This window comes from Bradyrhizobium sp. Kon56, assembly GCF_055807635.1.
The window spans coordinates 127,109-141,703 of sequence record NZ_JBVVOU010000016.1 but is presented as its reverse complement, the minus strand read 5'-3'; the positions used below and the strand labels follow the sequence as shown (position 1 = coordinate 141,703).

Below are 14,595 nucleotides of genomic sequence, written 5' to 3'. Positions count from 1 at the left end.
CGAGGGCATGCGGTTCGGATCATGCCTTGCTTTTCTTCGCCGGCGTAGCCTTATCGACCGCATCCTCGCGATGCTCGCCGACGCCGAGATAGATCAGGATCGGGGCCGCAATGAAGATCGAGGTATAGGTGCCGACCAGCACCACGCCGAACATCATGACCGCGGTGAAGCTGTGGATGGCATGGCCGCCGAACAGCAGCAGGGCCAGCAGCGCCAGCGTCACAGTGAAATGGGTGATGATCGAGCGCGACAGCGTCGAGTTGATTGATTCGTTGAGGAGCTGCGGCATCGGCATCTTCTTGTAGCGCCGCAGCATTTCACGGATGCGGTCGTAGATGACGACGGTGTCGTTGAGCGAATAGCCCAAAATCGTCAGAAGCGCCGCGATGCTGGTCAGGTCGAAATCGACCTGACTGATCGACATGAACCCGATCGTGAGCACGATGTCGTGCACGTTGGCGATCATGGCGCCAAGCGCGAACTGCCACTCGAATCGGAACCAGAGGTAGATCAGGATCGAGACGATCGCCAGCATCAGGCCGAGCATGCCGTAGGCGAGCAATTCGCCCGATACGCGCGGTCCCACCACCTCGACGCGGCGATAGTCGACGGAATCGCCAAGCGCGGTGCGGACCTTCTGCACGGCCTCCTGCTGGGCGGCGTCGCCGCCCGGCTGCTCCGCGACACGGATCAGGACATCGGCGGGGCCGCCGAATTGCTGCAACTGGACTTCGCCCAGACGCAGGGCATCCAACGTCGTACGCATCGCCGCAATATCGGCGGTGCCGGACTTGGCCTGCACCTCCAGTAGGGTGCCGCCGCGGAAGTCGATGCCGAAATTCAGTCCATGGGTGAAGAACAGCGTGATCGCGACGATCGACAACGCCGCCGAGATCGGGAAGCTGATCCGGCGAAAACGCGTGAAGTCGAAATGGGTATCGTCGGGGACGATGCGCAGCGACGGCAGCCAGCCGAATGCCGCAACCACGGTGAGAATGGCAATGAGGACGCCGAGCCCGATGAGAACAGTGTGATTCACGATCAGGCTCCTAGATCGGCACGCTCTGCGGCCGCTTCCACCGCACCCACCAGGCCACGATCAGCCGGGTCAGGGTGAAAGCGGTGAACACCGTGGTGATGATGCCGATTCCGAGCGTCACGGCGAAGCCGCGCACCGGACCGGTACCGATGTAGAACAGCACCGCGGCGGCAATAAAAGTGGTGATGTTGGAATCGAGGATGGTCGCAAGCGCCCGCTTGAAGCCGGCGTCGATCGCCGAGATCGCGTTGCGGCCGCCACGCAACTCCTCGCGGATGCGCTCGTAGATCAGCACGTTGGAATCGACCGCGATACCGACGGTGAGCACGATGCCCGCGATGCCGGGCAGCGTCAGCGTGGCGTTGAGAAGCGACAACAGGCCGAAGATCATGGCGACGTTGATGGCCACCGCGATGTTGGCGAACACGCCGAACAGCCGGTAGGTCAAGAGCATGAAGATGATGACCAAGATCGAGCCGACATAGGCGGCGAGCTCGCCCTTTTCGATCGAGTCCTGGCCGAGGCCCGGACCGACGGTGCGCTCCTCGACCACCGTGAGCGGTGCCGGCAGCGCGCCGGCGCGCAGCAGGATCGCGAGATCGTTGGCCGATTGCACCGTGAAACTGCCCGAGATCTGGCCTTGTCCGCCGGTGATGGGCTCGCGGATCACGGGAGCCGAGATGACCTTGTTGTCGAGCACGATCGCAAAAGGCAGCCCGACGTTCTCTTGCGTGGCCTGCGAGAACTTGCGCGCGCCCGACGTATTGAACTTGAAACTCACGACGGGTTCGCTGGTGCGCTGGTCGAAGCTCGCTTGGGCATCGGTCAGGTCGCCGCCGGCGACCAGCACCTGCTTCTTGACCACATAGGGTGTGGGCGGCGGTGACGCGCTCATCAGAAGCTCGGATTCCGGCGGCAAACGTCCTTGCTGCGCCTGATCGGGCGGCACCGACGTATCGACCATGCGGAATTCCATCTTCGCGGTCTTGCCCAGCAATTCCTTCAGACGAGTCGGGTCCTGGAGGCCGGGGACCTGCACCAGGATGCGGTCGTTACCCTGGCGCTGGATGACAGGCTCGACGGTGCCGAGCTCGTTGACGCGGCGTTCGACGATCTGGATCGACTGCTCGATCGTCTTGCGCATGCGGTCGAGCATCGCGGCCTGCGGGATCGTAAGGCGGATCACGCCGCCGCCGGCGTCAGTCACATCCAGGTCGCGCTGACCGCTGGATCCGACCAGTCCGCCCAGCGGCTGGGACAGCTCGCGCAGCTTGGCGAGCGCAGGCTGCAGGTCCGATTCCTTGGTGATCCTAACCTCGGCCGCGTCGTTGCGCACGGTGACGCCGCCGGTGAAGCCGATCTTCGCATCGCGCAGCGTCCGGCGAACATCGTCGCGGACCTGGTCGAGCCTTTCCTTCTTCACATAGTTGCCGTCGACCTCGAGCAGCAGATAGGAGCCGCCTTGAAGATCGAGGCCGAGCACGAGCCGACGCTGCGCCCAGGCGGGCCAGGTCTTGACCTGCGCTTCGGGGAAGAAGTTCGGGACCGCGCAGAGGCACACGATCAGCGCCGTCAGGATAATCCCGAGCGCCTTCCACCGCGTGAAATACAACATCGACTGGACCTGTCAGATCAGGAGATTTGCAGGAAAACTTGAGAGACTCGCGGAAGCACTCACTTCGACGCGGCGTCTTCCTTGGCGCTTTCCTTGGATTCCTTGGCCGGCTCGCCCTTGGCGCGTACGCCGGAGACCATCGAGCGCATCTGCCGCACGCGCACGCCATCGGCGATCTCGAACTCGATCTGGTCGTCGTCGACAACCTTGGTGACCTTGCCGACGAGACCGCCCGAGGTCACGACGGTGTCGCCGCGGCGGATGTTCTTCACCAGGTCGGCGTGGTCACGGACCTTCTTCTGCTGCGGACGCAGAATCAGGAAGTACATGATCACGAAGATCAGGGCGAACGGCAGCAGAGACATCAGCATGCCGCTGGTGTCGCCGGCGCCCGCAGCCTGGGCATACGCAGGGGTAATCAGCATTCGGACGATCCTCGTGAGAACGGGGGAAAACCGGTCAGGCCCAAATGGCGACCGGTTCGGTCAAATCCGCGCGGACTATAGCGGCCATTGCCCCAATTGCAACGCTGCCAGACCGCCCTTTTAGCCACCTTGCGGCGCGCGCACAGGCCCGATAAGGCTGCATTCTCAGGAACTTCGGACATGCCCCAAAAACCAAGCAAAAGCCCGGCCGGCAAAGGCCCTCGCACCCCTGCCGCGAAGGCAGCCGGCGTCGCGGCAAAACGTCCCAAGGTGGCCCTCAAGGCGGCTTCCAAGACGATTTCCAAGACGACGTCCAAGACGAACCAAAACGTCTCCCAGCAGCGCATCGTTCGCGCGCTGGAGACGATTGCGGCGCACCTCTCCGCGCAAGGCAAGCCCGCCGCCGAACGCGAGTCGTTCAAGCAGGCGGATGCTTTCGTCTGGCACCCGGACGGCCGCCTTGCGGCGGTGCCGCGGGTCAGCCGCGTCGAAATGTTCCTGCTCAAGGGCGTCGACCGGATGCGCGACATCCTGATGGAGAACACCGAGCGTTTCGCCAACGGATTGCCCGCCAACAACGCGCTGCTCTGGGGCGCGCGCGGCATGGGCAAGTCGTCGCTGGTGAAGGCGGCGCATGCCAGCATCAACGCGGAGCGCAAACCGGCCGACAGACTGAAGCTGATCGAGATTCATCGCGAGGACATTGAGAGCCTGCCCGCCCTCATGGAACAGCTTCGCGCCTCATCCTTCCGTTTCATCGTGTTCTGTGACGACCTCTCGTTCGACGGCAATGATGCGTCCTACAAATCGCTCAAGGCGGTGCTCGAAGGCGGCATCGAGGGGCGGCCGGAGAACGTCATCCTCTACGCCACCTCCAACCGCCGCCATCTGCTGGCGCGCGAGATGATCGAGAACGAGCGCTCGACCGCGATCAATCCCGGCGAAGCCGTCGAGGAGAAGGTCTCGCTGTCGGATCGCTTCGGTCTCTGGCTCGGCTTCCACCGGTGCAGCCAGGACGAATATCTCGCCATGGTGCGGGGCTATTGCAGCCATTTCGGCGTGAAGATCGACGATGACGCCCTGGAACGCGAGGCACTTGAATGGTCGACGACGCGCGGCTCGCGCTCGGGCCGTGTCGCCTGGCAGTTCGTCCAGGAGCTTGCGGGACGGCTCGGCGTCAAGCTGGCGGCGACGTAGCCACAGTCATAGCCCAACCCAAAACTGTCATCGCCCGCGAAAGCGGGAGATCCAGTATTCCAGAGACGGTTGTGATCGATCGAGAGGCCGCGGCGTACTGGGTCGCCCGGTTAAGCCGGGCGACGACAGCTTCAGTTGGGAGACAATGTAGGCCTCATCACGCCCCGTTCAGGAATTGAAGCGGATCAACCGGGCTCGATCCCTTGCGGATCTCGAAGTGGAGCTGCGGCGACGCCACCTCCCCGGATTGACCCGACTTGGCAATGACCTGGCCGCGCTTGATGGTATCCCCGCGCTTCACCATCAGCTCACTCGCATGGGCATATGCGGTGACGTAGCCGTTGGAGTGCCGAACCAGGACCAGATTGCCGTAACCTTTCAGCTCGTTGCCGGAATAGGCAACGACACCGTCTTCGGCCGCCTTGACCGGCGTGCCCTCGGGCACCGCGAGATTGATGCCGTCGTTGGATTTGCCATTGGTCTTGGCGCCGTAGCTCGTGACCACCTTGCCGCGCACCGGCCAGCGGAAAGTCGGCAGCGCGCTGGTGGTCTCCGCAGCTTTCGCGGGAGTGTCCGCGGCCTTGTCTTCGACGTTGGCGGTGGCCTGGGCCAGGCGCGCGCTCTGCACCGGCGCGGCGACGGCGGCCATCTTGGTGGCGGGCGCAGGCGCGGCAGCAACCGGCTGCAGCGTCCCCGCGACGGGAGCGGCTCCGACCGGAGCCGCGGCAAGCGGTGCTGCGACAGCGGCGGTCTTGGCCCCGGGCACGGCCAGCCTGGCGCCGAGCTTGAGTTTTGCAGAGGGATCGAGGCCGTTGGCGCGGGCCAATTCGGCCGCCGAGATATGGTTCTTGCGGGCAATGCTGGCGAGCGTGTCGCCGTGGTTCACGAAGTGCGTGCTTGACGGCGCGGCAACGGCCGCAACCGGCTTCGCAGCGGGCGCTGGGGCAGCGGCAAGGGGAGCCATAAGCGGCGCGGGCGCAGCCGCCGTAGCTTGGTGCGGAATGATCAGTTGCTGGCCGGGCGAGAGCGCGCGCGGCCCCTTATAGCCGTTGGCGGCGAGGATCGCCTGCGGCGTGACGCGATAGCGTTTGGCAAGCAGGTCGAGCGTATCGCTGGTGCCGACGATGATCTTGGTTCCGCCGACCGGCTGGGCGGCTGCAACCGAGCGTGGCGGCACGGTGGCCGTGGTCTCGAGATGCGGCTGCGCCGGGGGTGCGTAGGAGCCCACGCCGCGTCCGCCTCCGGACACACCGCCTGCTGCAACGGGGTAGGATTGCGGCGTGGATACCGCCGGCGGCAAAGGCTGCGACTGATAATAACCGGACTGCGTCTGCGGCCGCGAATATTGCGGCAACTCACGCTGCGGCGGCGGGGCCTGCTGCACTGAACCGGTCGATTCCTGCGCGAAGGGATTGGAGAAGTTCGACTGGGACATGCGCGACGACATGTCGGCGCTGCACCCTGCGAAGCTGAAGGAGATCAGCGCCAGCACCGCGACCTGCGGCACACGGCGCGAGTAAAGCAACTCGGCGGCAACGGACATGGTTACTCACTCGTACGCAACAGAACTGGTGTTTTAAGTAAACACGCGCCGAGTAAATAACGGCTTAACCCTCCCAATAAGATGTTGGCAGCGCAGCCAATCCGGAATTCTACAGCTCCCGCGCCACGCCGGGCAGCGCCGGCACGAAGCGGACCTCGACGAGTTCCTTGCGCTCGATCCCGGCTTCGGTCCGGCTCAGCCGGATCAGCGTCTGCACCCCCTGATGCGGGCCGACGGGCGCGATCAGGATGCCACCCACCTCCAGCCGCTCGACCAGGTTCTCCGGGAGCTGCTCCATCGCGGCCGTGACGATGATGCGATCGAACGGGCCAATATTGGGGGGCAGATTGAGTCCGTCGCCCAGCATCACCTCGACGTTGTGATAGTTGAGTTTTTCAAGCCTGATACGTGCGGCATCCGCAAGCTTGCGGTAGCGCTCGACCGTCAACACCTGGCCGGCGAGCCGCGACAGCACCGCCGCCTGGTAGCCCGAGCCGGCGCCGATCTCGAGGACGCGGTGCTTCTTCTGAAGCTGGAGCTGCTCGGTCATGTAGGCGACGACAAAGGGCTGGCTGATGGTCTGCCCGCAGGCGATCGGGAGCGCGCTGTCGCGATATGCGCCGTCCCGATCGGCGTCGTCGACGAATTGATCGCGCGGCACCTCCTCCATGGCCCTCAGGACCGCCTGGTCGCTGATGCCCCGACGCCTCAGCGTGAGCTGAAACATCATCTTTTCCGGCGGGTGCTGATGGGGGGTCATTGCCTGCTTGTGCTGTGTTTGCGGTCCGGGACGCCCAACCCGGGCGCGAGATTCCTGTTCCGGCTCAGGGAACCCATGATAGGCTTCGGATGGCGTAGTTGACCATAAATTGGCTTGCAACGGGCGAGCCGCGATGGCCATTTTCAGGCATCCGTTCGTCGAAACGCGCATTGCGTCGATTCATGTTATCTGCGAACGTTTTTGGCAATGGGCAAGGACTCGACCATGACCGCGACGGGGCTTACTGGCCGCTCTGTATTCCTCGTCGAAGACGAGGTGATGATCAGGATGATGGTCGCGGACATGCTCGAAGAGCTTGGCTACAAGATCGCAGCCGAGGCGGGCGACATCACCGAAGCCATGCGGCTCGCCCAGGCAACCGAGTTCGACATCGCCATTCTCGACGTCAACGTCAACGGCAAGGTCATCTCGCCGGTCGCCGATGTCATCAAGGCGAAGGGCTGCCCGTTCATCTTCGCCACCGGATACGGTTCCTCGGGCCTGCCCGAGCAGTACCGCGATCGGCCGGCGCTTCAGAAGCCATTTCAGCTCGACGCCCTCGGCAAGACCATCGAAGCCGCGCTTCGCGGCGGCTAGGCCCCATTCCAGGTCGGATTACTTCAGCGTCGGACTTACTTCAGCGTCGCACTCAGCGCCTCGGAAAACGCCTCGTTGGTCCGGTCGAGCCTGAGCGGCGTGACGGAGACGTAGCGTTCGCGGAGCGCCGCGAGATCGGTGCCGTCGGCCGGCGTATCCATCATCGCGGTGCGCTCGAAGCCGATCCAGAAATACGGATTGCCACGGCCGTCCCTGCGCTCGTCGATCCTAAGGAAGCCGAGATTGCGCTTGCCTTGCCGCGTCACGCGGATGCCCAGCACATCCTCCGGCGCGCAGGCCGGGAAGTTGACGTTGATGACGGTGTCCTTCGGGATGCCGGCGGCGATCACCTTGCGCAGGATGTCGGGCCCGAATTTGCGGGCCGTGTCCCACAGCGGCCGGTCGCGGGTCTCCACGCTGAACTCCTGCGACAGGGCGAAGGACGGCAGCCCCAGGATGGTGCCCTCCAGCGCGCCGGCGATGGTGCCGGAATAGACCACGTCCTCGGCGACGTTGCGGCCCTTGTTGACGCCGGACAGCACGACATCGGGCAGCTTGGCGCCGAGGATGTGGCGCGCGCCCATGATGACGCAGTCGGTCGGCGTGCCGCGCACCGCGAAATGCCGCGGTCCGACCTCGCGTAGGCGCAGCGGATCGTTCAGCGACAGCGAATGCGACACGCCGGACTGGTCGAGCTCAGGCGCGACCACCCAGACGTCATCGGACAATGCACGCGCGATCTCCTCCAGGACCTTGAGGCCGGGGGCGTGGATGCCGTCGTCATTGGTGCAGAGAATGCGCATGGGAAAGGTCGATTCCTGAAGCGGGTCTGAGCCGTCTTATCCGGCCGGGGCCCATCAGGCAAACCGGCCGGCTGGGGGCGGCACCCGGTTGCCGGCTTGGCCGGCTATCGGCGAACGCGCCATTGCGGCAGGAAGCGCGCCAGCCGGCCCTCCGCGTGCAATTTCATCGCCGGCACGACCGGGCTCACGATGGGAGCCTCGATGACGCCGAGCGCCTCCAGCTGTGCGACGAACGCGTCCGGCACCGGCGCCTGCGGAAAGCGTTCGCGTGCCAGCGACAGTGCCTGGTCGAAATCCGCGGCATTCACACCGGGCTTGGCGCGCCGGCTCTGGACCAGATCGTCGTCCCAGAGCCGCGTGATCGCGATGTCGAGCACGCCACGCAGCCGCTGATCGACGGCCTGGATACCGGCACCCGTCACCGCCCATTGTCTGCCGACCCAGAAGATATCGCGGTGCAAGGCCATGAACGATCGGTTCGCGTTGTCGGGTGGCCGGCAGGATAACCGGCCGCCCGATCTTCGCAACCAAACGTTTCTCCGTTTCAGATTGGCGGCACGCCTAGTCGCGTGCGACCACCTTCAGCCCGCCCATATAGGGCTGGAGCACGCTGGGGACCGCAATCGAGCCGTCCTCTTGCTGATAGGTCTCCATCACGGCGATCAACGCGCGGCCTAGCGCTGTGCCGGAGCCGTTGAGCGTGTGCACGAACCGCGGCTTGCCATCGGGGCCGCGCGAGCGCGCGTCCATCCGGCGGGCCTGGAAATCGCCGCAAACCGAGCAGCTTGAGATCTCGCGGAATGCCCCGCCGTCGCCCTGACCCGGCATCCAGACCTCGATGTCATAGGTTTTTTGCGACGAGAAACCCATATCCCCGGTGCACAGCGTCATCACGCGGTAATGCAGCTCAAGCCGTCGCAGCACTTCCTCGGCACAGGCGAGCATGCGCTCGTGCTCGTCCTTGCTCGTCTCCGGCGTCGTGATCGAGACCAGTTCGACCTTGGTGAACTGGTGCTGCCGGATCATGCCGCGGGTGTCGCGCCCTGCGGCGCCCGCCTCCGCGCGAAAACACGGCGTCAGCGCAGTCAGCCGCATCGGCAGCTGCTTTTCGTCGAGGATGGATTCTCGGACGAGATTGGTGAGCGCCACCTCCGCGGTCGGAATGATCCCGAGACGCTCGGTCCGGAGCCGCTCATGGTCGGGCGCGGCGAGCAATTCGCCCTTGATCGCCCAGAACTGGTCGTCCTCGAACTTCGGCAATTGTCCGGTGCCGAACATGATCTCGTTGCGCACGAGCAGCGGCGGATTGATCTCGGTATAGCCGTGCTCGTCAACGTGTAGATTCAGCATGAACTGGCCGAGCGCGCGTTCGAGCCGCGCCAGTCCCTTCTTCAACACGACGAAGCGCGCGCCGGAGAGCTTCGCTGCGGTCTCGAAATCCATGTCACCGAGCGCGGCGCCGAGATCGTCATGGGGTTTTGGCACGAACGCGTAGTTGCGCCTGTTGCCGAAGACATGGCGCTGCACATTGCCGTGCTCGTCGACACCATCGGGCACCTCGCCGAGCGGCAGATTGGGGATCGCCGCCAGCTCCTTGGCGAGCTCCGCGTCGGCAGCCTTCGCGGTCGCCTCGAGCTCCGGCATGGTGGTCTTGAGCTCGGCGACCTCCGCCATCAGCTTCGCCGCGCGCGCCTCGTCCTTCGTCTTCTTGGCATCGCCGATTTCCTTTGAGGCCGCATTGCGCCGCGCCTGCGCCTGCTCGGAAGCCAGGATCGCCGCACGCCGGGTCTCGTCGATCGCAAGCAGCGATGCCGACATCGGCTTCAGGCCGCGTCGTGCGAGGCCGGCGTCGAAGGCTTGCGGGTTGTCGCGGATCGATTTGATGTCGTGCATGGCCGTGGTCCTGGGGCTTGTTGCAACCCTGCAAATCCTGGATTTGCATTTATGCAAATGGCTGCTTCCCCTAGCACGGCTGTCATCGCCCGCGAAAGCGGGCGATCCAGTATTCCAGAAACATCACTGATTCCCCGATAGGCCGCGGCGTACTGGATTCCCCGCTTTCGCGGGGAATGACACCGGAGTATGGGGCGCCCTACTCTGCCGGATTGGCCGGCGTCGATACGTCGGTGCCGCTAGAGGCTTGCGAAGCTGCAGCCTTCTTCTCCACAATTCCCACCGCGATGATCGAGCCCTCGTAGAGCGCGAGCAAGGGAATCGCGAGCGAGCACTGGCTGAGCACATCGGGCGGGGTCAGAACGGCCGCGATGACGAAGGCAACGACGATGAAATAGCGGCGCTTCTCGCGCAGCATTTTAGACGTGACGATGCCGATGCGCCCCAGCAGCGTCAGGATCACCGGAAGCTGGAAGGCGATGCCGAAGGCGAAGATCAGCGACATCATCAGCGACAGATATTCGCCGACCTTGGGCAGCAGCTGGATCTGCGCGGTCTCGTCACTGCCGGCCTGCTGCATGCCGAGCGAGAAGCGGACCAGCATGGGCAGCACGACGAAATAGACCAGTGCTGCGCCCAGCACGAAGAAGAACGGGGTCGCGACCAGATACGGCAGGAAGGCCTGCTTCTCGTGCTTGTAGAGTCCGGGAGCGACGAACTTATAGATTTGTGTCGCGACGATCGGGAACGAGATGAAGCCGGCGCCGAACAGCGCGAGCTTGAGCTGGGTGATGAAATATTCCAGCAGCGCGGTGTAGATGAATTTCGAGTTCTCGGGACCCGCGATCCACACGAACGGCCAGACCAGCACGTTGTAGATCTGCTTGGCGAAGAAGAAGCAGAAGATGAAGGCAATGCCGAAGCCGAGCAGCGCTTTGATCAGCCGCGAACGCAGCTCGATCAAATGGTCCATCAGGGGAGCTTTGCTGGCCTCGATATCGGCGGCGCTCATGACGCTTTGGCGCCCTTAATCGCCTCGGCCGGCGCAGTGTCCTGGGTGACCGAATCTTGCGTGACCGAACCTTGAGCGACCTGCGCCTGCTCGACCTCACGGGTGATGGCGAGCGGCTCGTTCACGGCCGCATGTGCCTCGGCTTCCACGAAGGTCTCCGGCGTCGGCGCTTCCGGCGTGGTGGGCGTCGTCAGCGCTTCGCTTGAAGTCGCCGACGGTTCGACAGCGGTGGAGATCGAGGTCTCGGCGGGCTTGTCCAGCGCATCGACGCGGAGCGCGTCGCTGACGTCTTTCTGGAGCGAGGTCATCAAATTGTTGCCGGCGAAGCCGGAAGCCGCTTCCTTGACCTCGTCGAAGCTCTTCTTGAGGTCGGCCATTTCGGCCTCGCGCATCGCTTCCTGGAATTGGCCCTGGAATTCGGCGGCCATCTTGCGCGCCTTGCCCATCCACTGCCCGACCATGCGCAGCACGCCCGGCAGCTCTTTCGGGCCGATGGCGATCAGGGCCACGACCCCGATCAGGACCAGTTCACTCCACCCGATGTCGAACATGAGGTCTTCCGTTCACGCCAGCCGCAGCCGGCCCAATCCCTCGCGCGCAGGATCGGGTCCGCTACCCGCGTCTCGCGTGCTCTCTGGCTCAGACGGCCTTGCTGCCGACGTCCGACCGTGCCGCGGTCGGCGCGGCATTGTTGTGCTCGATGGACTTGGCCGGCTCGGGCTTGTCGGCGACCTTGTCGTCGTCCTGCATGCCCTTCTTGAACGCCTTGATGCCCTGCGCCACGTCGCCCATCAGATCCGAGATCTTGCCGCGACCGAACAGCAGCAGGACCACTGCGATCACCAGGACCCAGTGCCAAATGCTGAGTGAACCCATCCTGCAACCCTCCAAACGCGCATGGCCGGGGACCGGCCGATCTTCACCGAAACCTAGGCTTGGCAGGTGTCAAAAACAAGGACCAAGGCAGCGCCAATTCGCTGTTGGCGCTACGTAATTTTGCTAGTGTTAACTGGTCGCAGGCGGCCGGTAAAAGGCCGGGACTTCAGTCCTCGCTGCCACCCCCGCCCCCCTCATGGCCGCCTTCCGGCGGCGTCTCGGGCTCGACCGCGGGCGCCAGCGCCAGATCAAGGTCCTCGCCCGGCTCCAGCGGATCCTCGTCTTCCCGCAAAGTCGGGTCATCCGACGGCGTCGGCACGCTGAATCCGGTCGGCAGGCGCGAATCCAGCAGGCCCGTGCCCTTCAGCTCCTCCAGGCCCGGCAAATCGCCGAGCTGTTCCAGAGTAAACTGCGACAGGAAGTCCTCGGTGGTTCCGAAGGTCAAGGGACGGCCCGGCGTCTTGCGACGACCGCGCGGCTTGATCCAGCCGGTTTCCAGCAGCACGTCCAGCGTGCCCTTCGAGGTGACGACGCCGCGGATCTCCTCGATCTCGGCGCGCGTCACCGGCTGGTGATAGGCGATGATCGCCAGCACTTCGATCGCGGCGCGCGACAGGCGGCGGGTCTCGGTGCTCTCGCGGGTCATCAGCCAGGCGAGATCGCCCGCGGTACGGAAGGTCCATTTGTTGGCGACCCGCACGAGATTCACGCCGCGCAGGGAGTAGTCGGCCTGCAACTGCTCGAGCGCGGCCTTCACGTCGACGCCCTCGGGCATGCGCTTGGCCAGCGTCGCGGTGTCCAGCGGTTCATTCGAAGCGAACAGCAGCGCTTCCAGCAGCCGCAATTCTTCGGGACGTGCCTGGGACTCGTTCTCCATCGGCTCGGCCTCTTCTACCCGCACTTCAGCCAGGCTTGCCATGGCAGATTCTCCTTGTTGCACTTAAGCGACCGGCGCATCGGGCGCAGGAGCTGCGTCCATGACCGGCTTGGGGCGCCCCTTCCGGAAATAGATGGGCGCAAACGCCTCTTTCTGATTCAGCTCGAGCTGACCTTCGCGCACCAGCTCGAGCGCAGCCGCGAAACTCGAGGCGAGCACCGTCGCGCGCTGCGTCGGATCGGCGACATGCTGAAGCAGAAAATCGTCGAGAACGCCCCAATCGTCTTGCTCGCTGATGCTGCCGACCAGCCGCTCCAGCGTGGCGCGCGCCTCGGCGAGCGACCACACCGTGCGCTTGGCCAGATGCACGCTCGCCAGCACGCGCGACTGGCGCTGCGCGGCATAGGCGGTGAGCAGGTCATAGAGCGTCGCGGTATATTTCGGATGCCTGATCTCGGCGATCTGCTCGGGCTCGCCGCGCGGGAAAATGTCGCGCAGCAATTGCTGCCGGTTCATCAGCCGGTTGGCGGCTTCACGAATGGCCTCCAGCCGGCGCAGCCGATTGGCGAGCGCCGTTGCCATCTGCTCGGCGCTCGGGCCTTCCGCACTCGGCGGCTCCGGCAGCAGCAGACGCGATTTCAAGAAGGCGAGCCATGCCGCCATCACGAGATAGTCGGCGGCGAGCTCGAGGCGGATCTTTCGCGCGGCTTCGATGAAGTGGAGATACTGGTCGGCGAGCGCCAGGATCGAGATCTTGGCGAGATCTACCTTCTGCTGCCGCGCCAGTGCGAGCAGCAGGTCGAGCGGACCTTCATAACCCTCGACGTCCACCACCAACGCCGGCTCACCCTCGGCGAGCTCTGCGGGCCGCCCGGTTTCAAACGATAGGATTTCTGCGGTCATGCCGATGCCGTGTTTGCCCGTGCGATCAATGCCTCCAGTTCGGCGCGCGCGGCCGCGCGATCGAACGGTTGCGGTCCTTTACGCGCAGCGAGCGCGGCGTTCGCCCGCTCCAGCGCCCTGCCCGCCAGTTCGGGTGTCTGGCCGGCGACCTCACGCATTTCCTCGATGTTGCCGTTGCAATGCAGGGCCATGTCGCAGCCGGCCGCAAAAATGGCGCGGGTCCGTTCGGCGATGTTGCCCGACAGCGCGTTCATCGACACGTCATCACTCATTAACAAACCCTGGAACCCGATTGCGCCGCGAATCACCTCAGCGATCATTGTCGCAGATGTCGTCGCCGGATGGGCGGGGTCGACCGCGCTAAACACAACATGTGCAGTCATGGCCATCGGCAAATCCGCCAAAGGCTTGAATGCCGCGAAGTCGGTGCGATCCAGTTCGTCGCGCGACGTGTCGACCGTCGGCAGATTGAAATGGGTATCGGCCGTAGCTCGGCCATGGCCGGGGATGTGCTTGAGCACCGGCAACACGCCACCCTGTTCCAGGCCCTCGGTGACCGCGCGGGCGATCGCGGCGACCTTTCCCGGTTCGGTGCCGTAAGCCCTGTTCCCGATGACGGCGTTGGCGCCAGCCACCGGCACGTCGGCCAGCGGCAAGCAATCCACGGTAATGCCGAGATCTGCGAGATCGCACGCGATCAGCCGGGCGCTGAGGCGCGCCGCGGTCAGCCCGAGCGCCGAATCAGTATCGTAGAGGCCTGCGAAAATAGCGCCCGGCGGATAGACCGGCCAATGCGGCGGCGCCAGGCGCTGCACCCGCCCACCCTCCTGATCGATCAGGACAGGGGCATCAGCGAAACCCGCAACCGCCCGCAATTCCGCAACGAGTGCAGCAACTTGAGCCGGCGTCTCGACATTGCGCTTGAAGAGGATGAAGCCCCACGGGCGTTCGCTGCGGATAAACTCCCGCTCGGCGGCGGTTAGTTCCGTTCCGGAAACGCCGGTAATGAAGGCCCGCGTGCTCATACGGCCGATTAACCCTGACCCGCGAGAGGG

The 14,595-nt window shown here is 64.6% G+C and carries 16 protein-coding genes; 2 read left to right on the top strand and 14 right to left on the bottom strand.

Annotated features, from left to right (window positions below; all coding sequences use genetic code 11):
* Positions 1-19: 19 nt before the first annotated feature.
* The 3 genes from secF to yajC are packed head-to-tail and all read right to left on the bottom strand — an operon-like array spanning position 20 to position 3,079.
* Entirely contained in the window at positions 20-1,039 is a 1,020-nt protein-coding gene (gene secF / locus AC0L3B_RS24290; protein WP_018458019.1) for a protein translocase subunit SecF, read from the bottom strand.
* Between the two features lie 10 nt (positions 1,040-1,049).
* Positions 1,050-2,654, bottom strand: coding sequence for a protein translocase subunit SecD (secD, locus tag AC0L3B_RS24285; RefSeq protein ID WP_018458020.1), 1,605 nt, complete (start codon positions 2,652-2,654; stop codon positions 1,050-1,052).
* A gap of 59 nt (positions 2,655-2,713) precedes the next feature.
* Positions 2,714-3,079, bottom strand: a complete 366-nt coding sequence (gene yajC, locus AC0L3B_RS24280; RefSeq protein ID WP_007610701.1) for a preprotein translocase subunit YajC — start codon at positions 3,077-3,079, stop codon at positions 2,714-2,716.
* A 180-nt stretch (positions 3,080-3,259) separates the two neighbouring features.
* Here yajC and AC0L3B_RS24275 point away from each other — a divergent pair, with 180 nt between their 5' ends.
* Positions 3,260-4,276 (top strand): ATP-binding protein, encoded by a 1,017-nt coding sequence (locus AC0L3B_RS24275; protein ID WP_018458021.1) that lies wholly within the window; start codon positions 3,260-3,262, stop codon positions 4,274-4,276.
* 157 nt (positions 4,277-4,433) lie between these two features.
* On the opposite strand, the gene AC0L3B_RS24270 is transcribed toward AC0L3B_RS24275, so the two are convergent.
* Both AC0L3B_RS24270 and AC0L3B_RS24265 read right to left on the bottom strand, forming a co-directional pair.
* Positions 4,434-5,819, bottom strand: a complete 1,386-nt coding sequence (locus tag AC0L3B_RS24270; protein WP_247548107.1) for a LysM peptidoglycan-binding domain-containing M23 family metallopeptidase — start codon at positions 5,817-5,819, stop codon at positions 4,434-4,436.
* A gap of 109 nt (positions 5,820-5,928) precedes the next feature.
* On the bottom strand, positions 5,929-6,579 hold the full coding sequence (locus AC0L3B_RS24265; RefSeq protein WP_026233485.1) for a protein-L-isoaspartate(D-aspartate) O-methyltransferase: 651 nt from the start codon (positions 6,577-6,579) through the stop codon (positions 5,929-5,931).
* A 225-nt stretch (positions 6,580-6,804) separates the two neighbouring features.
* On the opposite strand from AC0L3B_RS24265, the gene AC0L3B_RS24260 reads away from it, so the two are divergent.
* Positions 6,805-7,176, top strand: coding sequence for a response regulator (locus AC0L3B_RS24260; protein WP_007590670.1), 372 nt, complete (start codon positions 6,805-6,807; stop codon positions 7,174-7,176).
* Positions 7,177-7,211: 35 nt separating this feature from the next.
* Here AC0L3B_RS24260 and surE read toward each other — a convergent pair whose 3' ends face one another.
* The 9 genes from surE to nagZ form a co-directional block, all read right to left on the bottom strand.
* Positions 7,212-7,979, bottom strand: a complete 768-nt coding sequence (surE, locus tag AC0L3B_RS24255) for a 5'/3'-nucleotidase SurE (protein WP_085353192.1) — start codon at positions 7,977-7,979, stop codon at positions 7,212-7,214.
* A 104-nt stretch (positions 7,980-8,083) separates the two neighbouring features.
* Positions 8,084-8,446 (bottom strand): hypothetical protein, encoded by a 363-nt coding sequence (locus AC0L3B_RS24250; RefSeq protein ID WP_247392816.1) that lies wholly within the window; start codon positions 8,444-8,446, stop codon positions 8,084-8,086.
* Between the two features lie 94 nt (positions 8,447-8,540).
* On the bottom strand, positions 8,541-9,872 hold the full coding sequence (gene serS / locus AC0L3B_RS24245) for a serine--tRNA ligase (RefSeq protein ID WP_247392815.1): 1,332 nt from the start codon (positions 9,870-9,872) through the stop codon (positions 8,541-8,543).
* Positions 9,873-10,071: 199 nt separating this feature from the next.
* On the bottom strand, positions 10,072-10,884 hold the full coding sequence (gene tatC / locus AC0L3B_RS24240) for a twin-arginine translocase subunit TatC (protein ID WP_018458028.1): 813 nt from the start codon (positions 10,882-10,884) through the stop codon (positions 10,072-10,074).
* Positions 10,881-11,435 (bottom strand): Sec-independent protein translocase protein TatB, encoded by a 555-nt coding sequence (gene tatB, locus AC0L3B_RS24235; RefSeq protein ID WP_018458029.1) that lies wholly within the window; start codon positions 11,433-11,435, stop codon positions 10,881-10,883. The genes tatC and tatB overlap by 4 nt, the downstream gene beginning before the upstream one ends.
* 88 nt (positions 11,436-11,523) lie before the next feature.
* On the bottom strand, positions 11,524-11,760 hold the full coding sequence (locus AC0L3B_RS24230) for a twin-arginine translocase TatA/TatE family subunit (RefSeq protein WP_007610722.1): 237 nt from the start codon (positions 11,758-11,760) through the stop codon (positions 11,524-11,526).
* A 166-nt stretch (positions 11,761-11,926) separates the two neighbouring features.
* Positions 11,927-12,679: an SMC-Scp complex subunit ScpB gene (scpB, locus tag AC0L3B_RS24225; RefSeq protein ID WP_018458030.1), complete on the bottom strand. Its 753-nt coding sequence runs from the start codon at positions 12,677-12,679 to the stop codon at positions 11,927-11,929.
* 21 nt (positions 12,680-12,700) lie between these two features.
* Positions 12,701-13,540 carry a segregation and condensation protein A gene (locus AC0L3B_RS24220; RefSeq protein ID WP_027518127.1) on the bottom strand — a complete coding sequence of 280 codons (840 nt, stop codon included), beginning with the start codon at positions 13,538-13,540 and terminating at the stop codon, positions 12,701-12,703.
* Positions 13,537-14,565 (bottom strand): beta-N-acetylhexosaminidase, encoded by a 1,029-nt coding sequence (gene nagZ, locus AC0L3B_RS24215; protein ID WP_247409280.1) that lies wholly within the window; start codon positions 14,563-14,565, stop codon positions 13,537-13,539. The genes AC0L3B_RS24220 and nagZ overlap by 4 nt, the downstream gene beginning before the upstream one ends.
* Positions 14,566-14,595: the final 30 nt, after the last annotated feature.

What these genes read in the sequence shown, in the direction of transcription:
- yajC (WP_007610701.1), bottom strand. Translation starts at nt 3,079, where the DNA reads ATGCTGATTACCCCTGCGTATGCCCAGGCTGCGGGCGCCGGCGACACC.
- tatC (WP_018458028.1), bottom strand. Translation starts at nt 10,884, where the DNA reads ATGAGCGCCGCCGATATCGAGGCCAGCAAAGCTCCCCTGATGGACCAT.
- AC0L3B_RS24230 (WP_007610722.1), bottom strand. Translation starts at nt 11,760, where the DNA reads ATGGGTTCACTCAGCATTTGGCACTGGGTCCTGGTGATCGCAGTGGTC.
- secD (WP_018458020.1), bottom strand. Translation starts at nt 2,654, where the DNA reads ATGTTGTATTTCACGCGGTGGAAGGCGCTCGGGATTATCCTGACGGCG.
- scpB (WP_018458030.1), bottom strand. Translation starts at nt 12,679, where the DNA reads ATGGCAAGCCTGGCTGAAGTGCGGGTAGAAGAGGCCGAGCCGATGGAG.
- AC0L3B_RS24260 (WP_007590670.1), top strand. Translation starts at nt 6,805, where the DNA reads ATGACCGCGACGGGGCTTACTGGCCGCTCTGTATTCCTCGTCGAAGAC.
- nagZ (WP_247409280.1), bottom strand. Translation starts at nt 14,565, where the DNA reads ATGAGCACGCGGGCCTTCATTACCGGCGTTTCCGGAACGGAACTAACC.
- tatB (WP_018458029.1), bottom strand. Translation starts at nt 11,435, where the DNA reads ATGTTCGACATCGGGTGGAGTGAACTGGTCCTGATCGGGGTCGTGGCC.
- AC0L3B_RS24265 (WP_026233485.1), bottom strand. Translation starts at nt 6,579, where the DNA reads ATGACCCCCCATCAGCACCCGCCGGAAAAGATGATGTTTCAGCTCACG.
- AC0L3B_RS24270 (WP_247548107.1), bottom strand. Translation starts at nt 5,819, where the DNA reads ATGTCCGTTGCCGCCGAGTTGCTTTACTCGCGCCGTGTGCCGCAGGTC.
- AC0L3B_RS24220 (WP_027518127.1), bottom strand. Translation starts at nt 13,540, where the DNA reads ATGACCGCAGAAATCCTATCGTTTGAAACCGGGCGGCCCGCAGAGCTC.
- serS (WP_247392815.1), bottom strand. Translation starts at nt 9,872, where the DNA reads ATGCACGACATCAAATCGATCCGCGACAACCCGCAAGCCTTCGACGCC.
- AC0L3B_RS24275 (WP_018458021.1), top strand. Translation starts at nt 3,260, where the DNA reads ATGCCCCAAAAACCAAGCAAAAGCCCGGCCGGCAAAGGCCCTCGCACC.
- AC0L3B_RS24250 (WP_247392816.1), bottom strand. Translation starts at nt 8,446, where the DNA reads ATGGCCTTGCACCGCGATATCTTCTGGGTCGGCAGACAATGGGCGGTG.
- surE (WP_085353192.1), bottom strand. Translation starts at nt 7,979, where the DNA reads ATGCGCATTCTCTGCACCAATGACGACGGCATCCACGCCCCCGGCCTC.